The sequence below is a fragment of the Variovorax sp. Soil_C_33 genome (assembly GCF_057656935.1).
Genome location: NZ_JBDGJK010000008.1, coordinates 143,187 through 157,291, shown reverse-complemented (window position 1 = coordinate 157,291; position 14,105 = coordinate 143,187). Strand labels below are relative to the sequence as shown.

General features: G+C 68.6%; 15 protein-coding genes and 1 other RNA gene. 7 read left to right on the top strand and 9 right to left on the bottom strand.

Annotated features, from left to right (window positions below):
• Positions 1–25: 25 nt before the first annotated feature.
• Together cnbZ and AC3A6B_RS14570 are read right to left on the bottom strand one after the other, a co-directional pair.
• The gene (cnbZ, locus tag AC3A6B_RS14575; protein WP_487837403.1) at positions 26–796 is read right to left on the bottom strand and encodes a 2-amino-5-chloromuconate deaminase CnbZ; all 771 of its coding nucleotides are present in this window, start codon (positions 794–796) and stop codon (positions 26–28) included.
• Complete coding sequence (locus tag AC3A6B_RS14570; RefSeq protein WP_487837402.1) at positions 783–1,796, bottom strand: LysR family transcriptional regulator; 1,014 nt, start codon at positions 1,794–1,796, stop codon at positions 783–785. Before AC3A6B_RS14570 ends, cnbZ begins: the two co-directional genes overlap by 14 nt.
• A gap of 80 nt (positions 1,797–1,876) precedes the next feature.
• Here AC3A6B_RS14570 and pyrC point away from each other — a divergent pair, with 80 nt between their 5' ends.
• The 4 genes from pyrC to htpX all read left to right on the top strand — a co-directional run bounded on the left by pyrC (position 1,877) and on the right by htpX (position 5,486).
• Positions 1,877–2,917 carry a dihydroorotase gene (gene pyrC / locus AC3A6B_RS14565; RefSeq protein ID WP_487837401.1) on the top strand — a complete coding sequence of 347 codons (1,041 nt, stop codon included), beginning with the start codon at positions 1,877–1,879 and terminating at the stop codon, positions 2,915–2,917.
• Positions 2,914–3,657 (top strand): NYN domain-containing protein, encoded by a 744-nt coding sequence (locus AC3A6B_RS14560; protein ID WP_487837400.1) that lies wholly within the window; start codon positions 2,914–2,916, stop codon positions 3,655–3,657. Before pyrC ends, AC3A6B_RS14560 begins: the two co-directional genes overlap by 4 nt.
• Positions 3,658–3,734: 77 nt before the next feature.
• Positions 3,735–4,430, top strand: coding sequence for a DUF3025 domain-containing protein (locus AC3A6B_RS14555; protein WP_487837516.1), 696 nt, complete (start codon positions 3,735–3,737; stop codon positions 4,428–4,430).
• Between the two features lie 183 nt (positions 4,431–4,613).
• Positions 4,614–5,486, top strand: coding sequence for a protease HtpX (gene htpX / locus AC3A6B_RS14550; RefSeq protein ID WP_487837399.1), 873 nt, complete (start codon positions 4,614–4,616; stop codon positions 5,484–5,486).
• 61 nt (positions 5,487–5,547) lie between these two features.
• Here the strand turns inward: htpX and AC3A6B_RS14545 are convergent, their stop codons facing one another.
• The 3 genes from AC3A6B_RS14545 to AC3A6B_RS14535 all read right to left on the bottom strand — a co-directional run bounded on the left by AC3A6B_RS14545 (position 5,548) and on the right by AC3A6B_RS14535 (position 8,258).
• Complete coding sequence (locus AC3A6B_RS14545) at positions 5,548–6,090, bottom strand: hypothetical protein (RefSeq protein ID WP_487837398.1); 543 nt, start codon at positions 6,088–6,090, stop codon at positions 5,548–5,550.
• Entirely contained in the window at positions 6,087–6,530 is a 444-nt protein-coding gene (locus tag AC3A6B_RS14540; protein ID WP_487837397.1) for a hypothetical protein, read from the bottom strand. Before AC3A6B_RS14540 ends, AC3A6B_RS14545 begins: the two co-directional genes overlap by 4 nt.
• A 96-nt stretch (positions 6,531–6,626) precedes the next feature.
• Entirely contained in the window at positions 6,627–8,258 is a 1,632-nt protein-coding gene (locus AC3A6B_RS14535; protein WP_487837396.1) for an NAD(P)/FAD-dependent oxidoreductase, read from the bottom strand.
• A gap of 79 nt (positions 8,259–8,337) precedes the next feature.
• Here AC3A6B_RS14535 and AC3A6B_RS14530 point away from each other — a divergent pair, with 79 nt between their 5' ends.
• The gene (locus AC3A6B_RS14530) at positions 8,338–8,601 is read left to right on the top strand and encodes a ribbon-helix-helix protein, CopG family (RefSeq protein WP_487837395.1); all 264 of its coding nucleotides are present in this window, start codon (positions 8,338–8,340) and stop codon (positions 8,599–8,601) included.
• Positions 8,602–8,648: 47 nt separating this feature from the next.
• Here AC3A6B_RS14530 and cysK read toward each other — a convergent pair whose 3' ends face one another.
• Positions 8,649–9,569: a cysteine synthase A gene (cysK, locus tag AC3A6B_RS14525; RefSeq protein ID WP_487837394.1), complete on the bottom strand. Its 921-nt coding sequence runs from the start codon at positions 9,567–9,569 to the stop codon at positions 8,649–8,651.
• 57 nt (positions 9,570–9,626) lie between these two features.
• Here cysK and rnpB point away from each other — a divergent pair.
• Positions 9,627–9,955: RNase P RNA component class A (rnpB, locus tag AC3A6B_RS14520), an RNA gene on the top strand.
• A gap of 10 nt (positions 9,956–9,965) precedes the next feature.
• Here the strand turns inward: rnpB and AC3A6B_RS14515 are convergent.
• Both AC3A6B_RS14515 and AC3A6B_RS14510 read right to left on the bottom strand, forming a co-directional pair.
• Positions 9,966–10,676 carry an RNA pseudouridine synthase gene (locus tag AC3A6B_RS14515; RefSeq protein ID WP_487837393.1) on the bottom strand — a complete coding sequence of 237 codons (711 nt, stop codon included), beginning with the start codon at positions 10,674–10,676 and terminating at the stop codon, positions 9,966–9,968.
• On the bottom strand, positions 10,673–12,334 hold the full coding sequence (locus tag AC3A6B_RS14510; RefSeq protein ID WP_487837392.1) for an MBL fold metallo-hydrolase: 1,662 nt from the start codon (positions 12,332–12,334) through the stop codon (positions 10,673–10,675). The genes AC3A6B_RS14515 and AC3A6B_RS14510 overlap by 4 nt, the downstream gene beginning before the upstream one ends.
• A 115-nt stretch (positions 12,335–12,449) precedes the next feature.
• On the opposite strand from AC3A6B_RS14510, the gene AC3A6B_RS14505 reads away from it, so the two are divergent.
• A complete protein-coding gene (locus tag AC3A6B_RS14505) occupies positions 12,450–13,454 on the top strand; it encodes a Bug family tripartite tricarboxylate transporter substrate binding protein (protein WP_487837391.1) in 1,005 nt (334 codons plus the stop codon).
• 40 nt (positions 13,455–13,494) lie between these two features.
• Here AC3A6B_RS14505 and AC3A6B_RS14500 read toward each other — a convergent pair whose 3' ends face one another.
• Positions 13,495–13,980, bottom strand: coding sequence for a tetratricopeptide repeat protein (locus AC3A6B_RS14500; protein ID WP_487837390.1), 486 nt, complete (start codon positions 13,978–13,980; stop codon positions 13,495–13,497).
• Positions 13,981–14,105: the final 125 nt, after the last annotated feature.

Genomic DNA, 14,105 nt, shown 5'->3' with positions numbered 1-14,105 from the left:
TGCACGAGCCGTGCCAGTGCGGGTTTCACGGGCGCGACCACAGCCGTTCGCAGCGCACGCGGCGCAGGTCCATCTCGACTTCCATGTCGACGATCGGCGGGCGCGTGAGATGCCAGGTCAGCCCGCAGCCCAGCTCGCCGCGCCGGACGATCTCGTCGAACACCAGCGCGCCGATGTCGTGCACGGTGTAAGCCTGCACGGCGCCGGCGTCAACCCAACCGAAGCCGAGCGCTGCGCTGCGCCGTTCCATTTCACCCATCACGTAGCGCAGCTTCTCGCGCAGGCCCTCGCGGCTGGTGTCGCCGAGCCGCACCATGCCCTCGCGGTAGCTGCCCCGGCCGTCGCGCGCCTCGCCGCCGCCCGAAATCACGAAGCTGGCCGGGCCGGGACCGTCGCCGATTGCGACGGTGTAGGAGAAGGCATGGAAGGCCGGCGCGGCGGGCACCCTCACGAGCGGGCAGACGTTGGTGCGCGCCACCGGATTGCGCTCCCCGCGCGCCAGCCCCCAGCCTTCGAGCGTGCCCGCGTAGTGGCGGTTGAAAGCCTCGAAGCCCGCTTCGGAGAACGGCGCGGGCGAACGCAGCTCGCAGGCACACAGCGCCGCGAGCGGGCGCCCCAGCGCGGCCAGGTGGGCCGCGACCGCCTCAAAGCCCTCGGCCAGCGGCAGCGTCTCGGGAAACACCATGCGCTCGATCGCGAAGCCCGGAAGCGCGGCCACGCCGCCCGAGTACTGGAACACGCCCTTCAGATAGCGATAGCCCCCATCGGGGAAGTCCACCAGCTCAGCTGCTGCCATTCGATTCCTCCTGATCAGCAACCACTCTAGGGACGGGATGCGCTGGAGAGAAGGCCGATCCGGGCATGCGCATGTTGCCGAAATCAGAACGCCCGCCGGCCTTGCCGCCGTAGCGGCCCATGGCCGCGGCGAGCAGTTCCAGCAGCGAGCGCGCGGCCGGCGAGAGGCGCTGCGTCGGCAGGGTGACGAGGCTGGTCGCGGTCTGTGCGAAGTCGCGCTCCTTGAGCGGCACCGCGCAGAGGTCGCCGTTCGCCACCTCGTGCAGCGCGGCATAGCGCGGCATCAGCGTGACCAGCGCGCCATTGCGCACCACGCCGCGCGCCATCTCGAGCGTGTTGGTCTCGATCGCGAGTTCGAGTTCCACGCCCAGCTTGGCCGCGATGCGGTCGACCAGGTGGCGGATCTGGAAGCTGCGGTCGGGCAGGGCCACGCGCTGCCCTGCGAGCTCGAGAAAGGACACCGAGCGCCGCTGCGCCAGCGGGTGCGCAGGCGCGACCAACGCGCAGAGCGGTTGTTCCAGCCGCGCATGCTCGCGGAACGGATGTCGCTCGGCCAGGTTGAAGGCCAGCGCCATGTCGATGCGGCATTCCTGCAGCGCTTCGAGCACCGCGCGTGAGCCCACCACCGAGACCTGCACCTTCACGTCCGGATGGTGCTTCTGGTAGCGCGCGAGATTGCAAGCGAGGAAGTGCCCGACCATGCCCTCGATACTGCCGATGCGCACCGTGCCCGAGGGCTTGCCGACCAGTTCCTGCAAGGCGGCGCGCAGGGCCGTGCTTTCCTGCAGGGCCGATTCGGCGTGCGCGAGCACCAGTTCGCCGGCCGGCGTCAGGGTCGTGCGGTTGGCGCGCCGGTCGAGCAGCAGGATCTTGAGCTCGGTCTCGAGGTTGGCGATCTGCCGGCTGACCGCGCTGGGCGCGATGCCGAGGATCTCGGCCGCGCGGCGCAGCGATCCGGCGCGCGCCGTCTCGCGAAAGTAGAGCATGGCAGTGGACAGCATCGTGGGGGTCTTCCTGTGGGGCATCGCGGGCAAGCAATTGGCATGCCCTCGGGCCTGCGGCGCAATGGGACAATCCCGCCATGACCAGCTCCACCGATACCCTCACCTTCACCCGCCCCGACGACTGGCACCTGCATGTGCGCGACGGCGCCGCGCTCGAGGCCGTGGTGCCGCATTCGGCGCGCCAGTTCGGGCGCGCGCTGATCATGCCCAACCTGCGTCCGCCGGTGACGAGCACCGAGCAGGCCATTGCCTACCGCGACCGCATCCGCGCTGCCGTGCCCGAGGGCCTGAGCTTCGAGCCGGTCATGTCGCTGTACCTGACCGACAAGCTGCCGCCCGAGGAAGTCGCGCGCGCTGCCGCGGCCGGCGTGTGCGCCCTCAAGCTCTACCCGGCCGGCGCTACCACCAACAGCGATGCCGGCGTGACCGACATCCGCAACACCTACAAGACGCTCGAAGCGATGCAGAAGCACGGCCTGCTGCTGCTGGTGCACGGCGAGGTGACCGACCCCGCGGTCGACCTCTTCGACCGCGAGGCCGTGTTCATCGATCGCGTGATGATTCCGCTGCGCCGCGATTTCCCCGAGCTCAAGGTGGTGTTCGAGCACCTGACCACGAAGGAGGGCGCCCACTACGTGCGCGATGCCGGCCGCCACACGGCCGCCACCATCACCGCCCACCATCTGCTCTACAACCGCAACGCCATTTTCACCGGCGGCATCCGGCCGCACTACTACTGCCTGCCGGTGCTCAAGCGCGAGACGCATCGCGTAGCGCTGGTCGAGGCCGCCACCAGCGGCAGCGACCGCTTCTTCCTCGGCACCGACAGCGCGCCGCATCCGGCGCACCTCAAGGAGCATGCGCTGGGCTGCGCCGGCTGCTACACGGCGCTGACCGCGCTCGAGCTCTATGCCGAAGCCTTCGACCATGCCGAGGCGCTCGACAAGCTGGAAGGCTTCGCGAGCTTCCACGGCGCCGACTTCTACGGCCTGCCGCGCAACAGCGACACCGTGACCCTGAAGCGCGAAAGCTGGACCGTGCCGGAAACGGTGCCGTACGGCGACGCGACCCTCAAACCCTTGCGCGGCGGCGAAACCGTGGCGTGGAGACTCGCATGACCCCCACCCCGTGCGTGATGCTGCTGATCGACGCCGACAACGTCTCGTCCGACGTGGTCGAGCAGGCCGTGCAGCGCACGATGGCCGAGCACGGCGCGATCCACGTGCGGCGCGCGTACTGCAATGCCGAGACCGCGCTCAAGCAGCAGGCCCTCTTCAAGCGGCTTTCGGTGCGGCCGATGGTCAACCTGTCGGCCGGCAAGAACAGCACCGACATCGCGCTCGCGGTCGATGCCATGGATCTGGCTGTGGCCGAGCGCCCCGACATCGTGGTGCTGGTGTCCTCCGATTCCGATTTCGCGCCGCTGGTGATCCGGCTGCGCGAAAAAGGCTGCCGCGTCTGCGGCATCGGCCAGCAGGGCAAGACCGGCGACGAGACCGTCGCGGTCTACGACAGTTTCATCGACCTCCAGCACCATCAGTCCGACAGGCCGGCCCCCGCCAAGCCGGCGGCCAAGCGGGCGGCCCGCGCACCGCGCCGCGCCAAGGCCCCGGCACCGCCCGTGGCGCGCATGCCCGTGCTGCCGGAGGACGTGCTGCGCATCCTCGACGCCGTGCCCGAGCTAGGCGCGGGCGGCAAGATCGAGCTCAACCACGCGGCAGAGCGGCTGCGCGGCGCCAAGCTGCTGGGCAAGAGCGCGAGCTCGCCCAAGCTGTTCAAGAAATACCCCGAGCTGTTCGCGCTGACGCCGGAGAAGACGCCCAACAAGGTGCAGTACGTCGGTCCGCTGCCGTCGTGAAGCCTGCCTGGCCGTTCGATACGGCGCGGCCCTGGCTCGCGCCCTATGCGCGGCGCGCGGCCGTTGCCGGCGCGGCGATGGCCCAAGGCCTCGGCGTGGCAGAGGCGCTGTCGAACGAGCCCGTGCCCATCGAGCTGCCGGCCGGCCCCCTGCGCTTCGTGCCCGCGCACTGCACGCCCCCCCACGAAGCCTACGAAGCCTTCATCTTCCGCACCGCGCAGGTGCCCACGCGCGAGGACCTGCACGACTTCTTCAACGGCCTCGTGTGGCTGCATTTCCCTCTGGCCAAGCGGTGCCTCAACGCGCTGCAGGCGACCGAGATCGCGCGTGCCGGCGTCGGCGCCGTGCGCGGGCCGCTGCGCGATGCGCTCACGCTCTTCGACGAGAACGGCGCCGTGCTGGATGCGCCCGCTGCGTTGTGGGAGGCGCTGCTCGCGCGCGACTGGCAACGGCTCTTCGTGGCCGAGCGGGCCTTGTGGCGCGAGGCGCGCTTGCTGGTCTTCGGCCATGCGCTGCTCGAAAAGCTGAGCTCGCCGCGCAAGCCGATGACGGCGCATGTGCTGCGCGCGCCCGGCGCCAGCCCTTCGATCGCGATCGACGACGCGCGGATCGCGCACGCGCTGGACCCCACGCATCTTGTGAGCAAGCCCTTCGCTCCGCTGCCCGTGCTCGGCGTGCCCGGCTGGTGGGCGCCGAACGAGGCCCCCGCTTTCTATGACGATACCGATGTCTTCAGGCCGCCGCGGCCGGCGGGCCGGCTTTACCCGGAGTGAGCGTGGTGGCGTGCACTTGACGCCGAACTTTTGCTCCTATCATCACTCTGTACGCCTGAGTCGCACGGGGCTCCACAACCAAGAACAACTGCCTGCCCCGACCGTCCACCGCTTGAAACCCGGGTGGCGGCCCTCATTTGCTCGCCACGGCGAGCCATCGCCTGTACCCACGGAGAAATCAACTTGAAACGCATCCTTCTGTTCGTCCTGACCAACGTCCTGGTGGTCGCGGTGCTCGGCGTCGTCGCCAGCCTGCTCGGCGTCAACCGCTACCTCACGGCCAACGGTCTGAACCTCACCGCCCTGCTGGGCTTTGCACTGGTCATGGGCTTCGGCGGCGCGATCATCTCGCTCTTGATCAGCAAGCCGATGGCCAAGTGGAGCGCCGGCGTGCGCATCATCAACGAGCCGCAGTCGCCCGACGAGGCCTGGATCGTGCAGACCGTGCGCAAGTTCGCCGACAAGGCCGGCATCGGCATGCCCGAGGTCGGCATCTTCGAGGGCGACCCCAATGCCTTCGCCACCGGCGCGTTCAAGAACTCCTCGCTGGTCGCGGTGTCGACGGGCCTCCTGGCCAACATGACGCGCGAAGAAGTCGAGGCCGTGATCGGCCACGAAGTGGCGCACGTGGCCAACGGCGACATGGTCACCATGACGCTGATCCAGGGCGTGATGAACACCTTCGTCGTGTTCCTCTCGCGCGTGATCGGCTATGTGGTCGACGGCTTCCTGCGCCGCGGCAGCGACAGCACCGGCCCGGGCATCGGCTACATGATCACCACGCTGGTGCTCGACATCGTGCTCGGTTTCGCCGCCGCGATCGTGGTGGCCTGGTTCTCGCGCCAGCGCGAGTTCCGCGCCGATGCCGGCGCGGCCCAGTTGATGGGCCGCAAGCAGCCGATGATGAACGCGCTCGCGCGCCTTGGCGGCCTGCCGCCCGGCGAGTTGCCGAAGGCAGTCGAGGCCATGGGCATCACGGGCAGCATCGGCAAGCTCTTTGCGACGCACCCGCCGATCGAAGAGCGCATCGCGGCGCTGCAGAACGCGCAGGGCTGAGTTTTCCGCAGCATGTAAAAAGGGGCCGACCGGCCCCTTTTTCGTTGGGTTGGAGCCCTGCTCAGAGATTCATGGCGGCGATCGCCTCCAGGCCCTGCTTGATGTTGTTGCGCGCCGCGCCTTCGACGGCGAGGCGCAGGCGGGTGACGCCCACCAGCGAATCACCCATCGACGCCGTGTAGCTCGAAGTGATGGACTTGCGCATCACGACCGACTTGTCGGAAGCCTTGACGAGCGACCAGCCGGCCTCCATATCGACGGTGAAGGAGGCGCCGAACGTCGGCTTGCTGAGCCGCGCCACCGTGACCGACAGCTCGTAGTCGCCGTTCTTGCCCTGCACCACTTCCTTGAACAGGGCCGATTGCGTCACCGATTTCTCGATGGCCGCGCGCAGATCGTCGTTGGAGATTTCCGAGCTGCCCATGGCGCTCGTCTCGTTGCCGCCGCCCGTCTTGACCGAGAGCGAATAAGGGTTCTTCTTCGCCGACGAGATGCTGCCGGCGGTCATTGCGTCGCGGTTCGCGGAAGTGGCACAGCCGGCGAGAAGCACGATGCCGGCGAGGGCGGCCAGCGCGCCGGCGCGGCGCAGGGTGTTCTTGATCATTGTTTCTTTCCTGATTCTTTGAAGATGTTGCCGAGCACTTCGTCCACCATCTCGGGCGGCGATTTGCGTGTCAGCGAGGTGTGGTACGAGTTGCCGTTGGCGAGCGGATAGTCCGTCTGCGGGTCGCGGATCGTGATCGTCAGTTCAAGCAAGTACATGGTGATGTCCCACATCCACTTGTCGACATAGGTCACGACCGCATCGACCTTCTCCTGCGCCTGGCCGTCCGTCGCCACCGCATAGCCGCGCGCCCGGAGGTTGTCGGCGATGAGTTTGCGGACGCTGCCATCCTCCCCTTCGAGCTTCTTCACCTGCACCGTGCGCAGCTTGTCGAGCTGTGCCGAGGGATCGACCGTTGCCGTGGCCCGGTTGACCGCGCAGCCGGTCATGAAGACCGACGCGATCACGACCACGGACAGCAGTCCGATGATTCTTTTCAATTGAGTCCTCCTCGCCCGGAATTGGGCCCGCGCAATGTAGCTTCGGCGCGGGCTGGCCCGGCATCGGCGCGGAGGCTCGAAGGTCGCGCCGGGCGCTTATTCGGCGCAGGTGTGAACTAGTTCACGCGCGACCGCTTCTGCCACCCTGATGCCGTCGACACCGGCCGAGAGGATGCCGCCCGCATAGCTCGCGCCTTCCCCGGCCGGATAGAGGCCACGCACGTTGAGGCTTTGGAGATCGTCGCCGCGCGTGATCCTGATCGGCGAGGAGGTGCGCGTCTCGACGCCGGTCAGCACCGCGTCGTGCAGGTCGAAGCCCTTGATCTTCCGGCCGAAAGCCGGGAAGGCCTCGCGTATCGCCTCGATCGCATAGCCGGGCAGTGCGGCATGCAGGTCGCCCGGCGTCACGCCCGGCTTGTAGGAGGGCTCGACGCTGCCGAGCGCGGCCGATGGCTTGCCGGCGACGAAATCGCCGACGAGCTGGCCCGGCGCGCGGTAGTCGCCGCCGCCGAGCACGAAGGCATTGGATTCGAGTTCGCGCTGCAGCGTGATGCCGGCGAGCGCGTCCCCGGGGAAGTCGCGCGGATCGATGCCCACCACGATGCCCGCGTTCGCGTTGCGCTCGTTGCGCGAGTACTGGCTCATGCCGTTGGTCACCACGCGGCCCGGCTCGCTGGTGGCGGCCACCACCGTGCCGCCCGGGCACATGCAGAAGCTGTACACCGAGCGGCCGTTGCTCGCATGGTGCACCAGCTTGTAGTCGGCCGCGCCCAGCAGCGGATGGCCGGCATGCCGGCCCCAGCGCGCGCGGTCGATCAGGCCCTGCGGATGCTCGACGCGAAAGCCGATCGAGAAGGGCTTGGCCTCGATGTGCACGCCGCGCGCATGCAGCATCTCGAAGGTGTCGCGCGAGCTGTGGCCGAGCGCCATCACCACGTGGTCGGCACGCAGCTCGCTGCTTTCGCCGGTGCGCTGGTCGAGCACGGTCAGGCCGCGCAGGTGCCCGTCCTCGATCAGCACATCGGTCACGCGCTGCTCGAAGCGGATCTCGCCGCCCAGCGCGGTGATCTGCTCGCGCATGTTCTCCACCACCTTCACCAGCTTGAAGGTGCCGATGTGCGGATGCGCGACGTAGAGGATCTCGGGCGGCGCGCCGGCCTTGACGAACTCCTCCATCACCTTGCGGCCGAGGAAGCGCGGGTCCTTGATCTGGCTGTAGAGCTTGCCGTCCGAGAAGGTGCCGGCGCCGCCCTCGCCGAACTGCACGTTCGACTCGGGATTCAGCACGCTCTTGCGCCACAGGCCCCAGGTGTCCTTAGTGCGTTGGCGCACGGTCTTGCCGCGCTCCAGCACGATGGGGTTGAAGCCCATCTGCGCCAACATCAGCGCGCAGAAGATGCCGCAGGGGCCGAAACCGACCACCACGGGACGCAGCGGCAATCCGGCAGGGGCCTGGACCGGCGCGCGCCACACCATGTCGGGCGCGGGCTGTACGTGCGGCCGGCCGGTATGTCGCGCCAGTATCGTGGTTTCCTGATTCGCATCGACCAGCGCCACGTCGACGATGTAGACCGTGAGCAGTTCGGCCTTGCGCGCATCGAAGCTGCGCTTGTAGACGGTGTGCGACGCAATGTCGCCGGGCGCAATGCCCAGCGTGGCGGCGATCAGCGCGGGTAACGCGTTGTCGGCGTGGTCAAGAGGGAGTTTGAGTTCGGAGACGCGGATCATGGCTGTTGGCCCGTGGTTATCGGGCAGCTGGCGCTGGTCGGGGTGGTGATTGTAAATTCCGCGGTACGGGAGCGAACCCATGACCTTGTCCATCCGACTGCCTGCCGAAGACGAAATCTTGCTGGAACGCGCAGCCGCGGCGCTGCACGTCAGCAAGTCGGAGTTCATCCGGCGCAGCATCGCGGCCTATGCCAGCGGAGTGCTGACTGAGAAATCAGCGGCCGAGATCGACGCGCTCTACATAGGCAAGGGCGGCGGCCTCCGCGAGCCGGACGCTAGGGCCGATTCCGGCAAGCGTGCGATCCTCGAGCGGCTACGCGCAAAGCGCAGGCACGCTCGCTGACGCGGCGCTCGCAATCGCCTCAGGTGCCTCTGGCCCGGGACGGAAGCTCAAACCGGCAGGAAGCCGTCGACCGACAGATAGCGCTCGCCGGTGTCGTAGTTGAAGCCCAGCACCACCGCGTCCGGCGCCAGCTCGGGCAGCTTTTGCGCAATCGCGGTGAGCGTGGCGCCCGAGGAGATGCCGACCAGCATGCCCTCTTCCGCGGCGCAGCGGCGCGCCATCTCGCGCGCCGGTTCGGCGTCGACCTGGATCACGCCGTCGAGCAGTTCGGTGTCGAGGTTCTTCGGAATGAAGCCGGCGCCGATGCCCTGGATCGGGTGCGGCGAAGGCGCGCCGCCCGAGATCACGGGCGAGGCCACGGGCTCGACGGCAAACACCTTGAGCTTGGGCCACTTCTTCTTGAGCACCCGCGCGCAGCCCGTGATGTGGCCGCCGGTACCCACGCCGGTGATGAGCACGTCCAGCCCATCGGGAAAGTCGGCCGCGATCTCCTCGGCTGTGGTGCGCGCGTGCACCTCGACGTTGGCCGGGTTGTTGAACTGCTGCGGCATCCAGGCGCCGGGCGTGCCGGCGACGATTTCCTCGGCGCGCGCGATCGATCCCTTCATGCCCTTCTCGCGCGGCGTGAGGTCGAAGGTCGCGCCGTAGGCCAGCATGAGGCGCCGGCGCTCGAGCGACATGCTGTCGGGCATCACGAGAACGAGCTTGTAGCCCTTGACGGCCGCGACCATCGCGAGCCCGATGCCGGTGTTTCCCGAGGTCGGCTCGACGATGGTGCCGCCGGGCTTGAGCGCGCCGGACTTCTCGGCATCCTCGACCATCGCGAGCGAGATGCGGTCCTTGATCGAGCCGCCGGGATTGGCCCGCTCGGACTTGATCCACACCTGCTGCGTCGCTCGGCCGAACAGGCGCTGGATGCGGATGTGCGGCGTGTTGCCGATGGTCTGCAGGATGTTCTGGGCTTTCATGCGGGATTCCTTCGTGTGGCGCCAAGGGGGCCGCCATTGTCGCGATAATCGCCGTGTGAAGCACGCCAGACCGCCGCTGGTGCAAGTCTCGAAAGAGCGCACTGGAGGAAGGTCCGGACTGCACAGGACAGCGCAGGAGCTAACGGCTCTCCACCGCGAGGTGAGGATCAGAGCAACAGAGACGAGTCGGCCGCGGGCAACCCCGGCCGGGTGAAACGGGCAATCTCTGCGCGCAGCAACACCAAGTAGGCCAGCGTCGATGTGGTTCCGCAGAGTTGGCGGGTAGGTGGCACCGAGCCGTTTGGCGACAAACGGCCCAGAGTAATGGCGGTCACGTTGGGGGCAACCTCAATGCACAGAATCCGGCCTATCGGCGGGCTTCACACTTTTTTCAGCTCAGAACCTTTCGCTGGGCAGCAGGTAGCGCCACTGGCCGGGCAGCAGGCCCGCGAGGGGCACGCGGCCGATGCGGATGCGCTTCATCGCGAGGATGCGCAGGCCCGCCTCGTCGCACAGGTGCGCGATCTGCCCCGGCCGCGGACCTTTGATCGCAAAGCGCAGGCCGGTGTGGCCCTCGGCCTGCTGGCCGATGCTGACGCGTGCCGCGGAGGCGCGTTCGAGGCGCGCGAGCACGTCGGGCCCGACCGGCCCGGCCACGTCGACCATCACCTCGTTCTCGAGGATGCCCGCGTCTTCCTGCAGCTTGCGCTCGACGCGCCACTCCTGCGTGAAGACCACCAGCCCGCTGGCGCCGGTTTCGAGCGGCGTCATGCAGCGCTGCGCCGCCACGTGGCGCGGCAGGAAGCGCAGGCCCGCACGCTCGGGCTCGTGGTGGTTGGCGGGCGCCAGCAGGCGGTGCGCGTTGTCGGTCGGCATGCCGGCCGGCTTGTGCAGCAGCAGCGTGACCGGCACCACCGGCTCGGGCCGCGCGCCGGCTTCGATCTCGACCTGCTGGTGCGCCTGCACGCGCGTCTGCGGCAGCAGCGCCGGTTCGCCGTCGATGCGAACCGCGCCGTTCTCGATCAGCAGCTCGGCCTCGCGCCGCGAGCAGCCGGCCATCGCGGCCACGCGCTTGGCCAGGCGGATGCCTTCTTCGGTGTCGGTCATGGCGCCGCCATTTGCCGGATGCGCTCCACATGCGCGGCCAGCGATCGTGCGGCCACCGGCCACATGCGTTCGGGCACGTCGTCGTAGGCGAGCGGCAGCCAATCCTCGGGAGTGCCCTGCGGCAGGCGCTGCATCGCGGCGGCGATCTTGGCTTCGCGCTTCAGGCGGTGCGCCTTCAGGTAGGCGATGGCGGCGCGCGCCTTGCCGAGCACGTAGCCGTGCGCCGGCAGGATGAAGCGGATGTCGCCTTCGGCGCAGAGCGCGTCGAGCCGGTCGAGCGAGTCGAGGTAGGCGTTCATGTTGCCGTCCGGCGGATCGACCACCGTGGTGCTGCCGTTGAGCACGTGGTCGCCGGAAAACAGGAGACCGTCTTCCTCCAGCACCAGGCAGAGGTGGTTGGCCGCGTGGCCGGGGGTGTGGACGGCGCGCAGCGTGTGCGTGCTGCCGTCCGGGCGTGCCAGCACGAGGCGCTCCTGGTCCTGCAGCGCGCGGTCGGGCGAAAAGCGCGCCGAGGCGCGGGCGCTCGGCGCCGAGGCCAGGCCGAGGATCGGCGGCTTCGATGCACTGAGCGCCTGCAGCGGCGCGGCGCCCGGCGAATGGTCGGCATGCGAATGGGTGCACACGATCATGCGGATGTCGCCGCCGGTGGCGCGGTGCAGGCGCTCGATGTGGCCCGCGTCGTTCGGCCCCGGGTCGATCACGACGTAGCCGCTGGCTGCATCGCCGACGATGTAGCTGTTGGTGCCCGGTCCGGTCATCGCGCCGGGGTTCGGCGCGGTCAGGCGCCGCACGTTCTTCAGGAGCGGCACCGGCGAATCGCTCTGCCAGTCGAGCGCATGCACGATCTGGCCGTCGGGGCAGACCAGCGCCAGCTCGCCGTAGGGCGATTCGTGCTCCATGTAGCGCGCCTCCTGGCCGCGCAGCAGGCCGGCGCGCGGACAGCTGGTGAACAGCGGGCCTTCGCCGCCCGCGCGGTTCGCGCAGGCGTCGATCAGGGCATCGACCGAGTCGTAGGCGGCCATGCGCTCCAGCGTGCGCACGGTCGGGAAGATCATGAGGAAGCTGCCGGCCTTGTGGCGCGCCAGCGCATCGGCCGGCCGCACCCAGCAGGGCTCGAACTGCTCGGTCTCGTCGGCGGTCGGCATCTGGGCCTCGGGCATGCGCGCCACTAGGAAGGGCACGTCGAAGCGCCTGGGCAGGTCGCGGTCGGTGATCCAGTGCGCGAAGGTGAAGACTTCGTCGGTCGCAAGCCGCAGTCCGCGCGCCGCGCACTGGTCGGCCAGGGCGACGGCGCTCGCGGCCGTGCTGCGGTCCATGGCGGCCACGTCTTCGGCACTGACGGGGCGCCCGTCCTCGTGGCGCGCGAGCAGGACGCCCAGTTCCTCGAAGCTTTCACGCACCGCTGCCACGGCCTGCGTGAGTTGCACCTCGCTTTGGGTGGCCCGGCGCGCAGCGATGCGGTGCGCGGCGCGGTCGCCTTCGTCGATGCGGCCGCCGGGGAACACGTAGGCGCCGGGCGCGAAGCTCGCGCCTGGGGAGCGGCGCGTCATCAGGACCTCGATGCCTTCGGGCGTGTCGCGCAACAGAAGCACGGTGGCGGCGGCGAGCGGCGGCGCCGGTTCGCGCGGGGGATGGAGTTGTTGGGTGGGGCGGACCATGGGGCGCAATGTTTCGGAGTCGGTTCAGCCGGCCGTCGGGCATAAGCTTCGATGCGGTTTCGCATGAGCCTCGCGCCACAATCGGCGCTTGCTCCATCCGCTTCGAAGGACAGTCATGCCCGATTCTCTCTCCAGCCGCTCGCGCCGTCTCCTTGCCGCCGGTCTCGCCCTTTCTGCCTTTGCCGCACCCGTCGCCTTCGCGCAGGCCGAGTGGCCGCAGCAACCCGTCACCCTGATCATGGGCTTCCCGGCCGGCTCGGGCGTCGACGTGGTGGCGCGCACGATCCAGGAACCCTTGCAGCAGAAGCTCGGCCAGCCAGTGGTGATCGACTACAAGTCCGGCGCCGCCGGCAACATCGCGAGCGAGTACGTGGCACGCGCCAAGCCCGATGGCTACACGCTCGCCTTCGGCACCGCGGCCACGCACGGCAGCAATGCGGCGCTCTACAAGAAGCTGCCCTTCGACGTCGAGGCCGACTTCGTGCCCGTCGCGCCGGTGCTCGACGTCTCGAACGTGCTCACCATCAATCCCGAGGTGATTAACGTTAAGACGCTCAAGGAGTTCGTCGAGCTGGTGAAGGCCAACCCCGGCAAGTACAACTACGCCTCCACCGGCAACGGCGCCGGCACCCACATGGCTTTCGCCGAGTTGAACTCGCGCCTCGGCCTGCAGATGGTGCACGTGCCCTACAAGGGCGGGCCGGAGGCCATCGCCTCGGTGGTGCGCGGCGAGACCTGCTGCATCATGAACCAGGTGCAGACCGTGCTGCCGCAGTACAAGGCCGGCAAGGTGCGGCTCCTGGGCGTCACCACCGCCAAGCCGGTGGCGGCGGTGAAGGAGGTGCCGACCATCGCGTCCAGCGGCATCCCGGGCACGCAGGGCTTCGACAGCTCGATCTGGTTCGGCGTCTTCGCGCCCAAGGGCACGGACGCGCGCATCGTCGACAAGCTCAATGCCGCGATCAGGTCCGTGCTTGAACAGCCCGAGATCCGCGAGAAGTTCGAGGGGCAGGGCAACACGGTGCGCATCGAGACGCCCGCGCAGTTCAAGGCGACCGTTCACGCCAACCGCGTGAAGTGGGCCGAGGTGGCAAAGGCGGCGAATATCAGTATCGACTGAGGAGGCACTCGCCTGCGCGATCCCACATCGTCAACAGAAGCTACTCCCCGGCGCGCGAACGCTTGAACTTCGCGATCTTCTCCTTCAGCTCGGTGTACTGCTCGCAGGGGAACCAGCAGAGCCTGTCGAGCGCCTTCAGGTGCCTCTCCGCGCCTTCGAGCTGCCCGACCTGCAGATAGGCCTCGCCCACGTACTCGTGCGCGTCGCGGTGGCCGGGGTTGAGCTGCAGGGCGCGCTCGTAGTGCTTGAAGGAGTTGTCCATGTCGCCCAGGTGCCGATAGGCGAAACCCAGCAGGTTCCAGGCATCGGCATTTCCGGGATCGGTCCGGATCGCCGTGTTCAGCCGGGGCAGGGCTTCGGCCCATTGCTCGGCCTTGATGTGAGCCTGGCCGGCGCGGTAGTCGGGGTCCAACTCCTGCTGCGACGGGCCGCCGCCGCCGCCGCCACCACCGCCGCCGCCCGCGGGCCATGCGGGCAGGCTAAGACCCACAAGACAAGCCACCATCGCCAGAATCTTCTTGCGCATGAGGTGCTCCTGATCAGGGCTCCGCCGCTCTCTCCCAATCGGATTCGAGTCCTGCCGGCCTTGCGTGTCAAGAGAGATACGCGCGATTGACCGGCTGCGCCGGAGCCTGAAATTCGCTAGGCTTT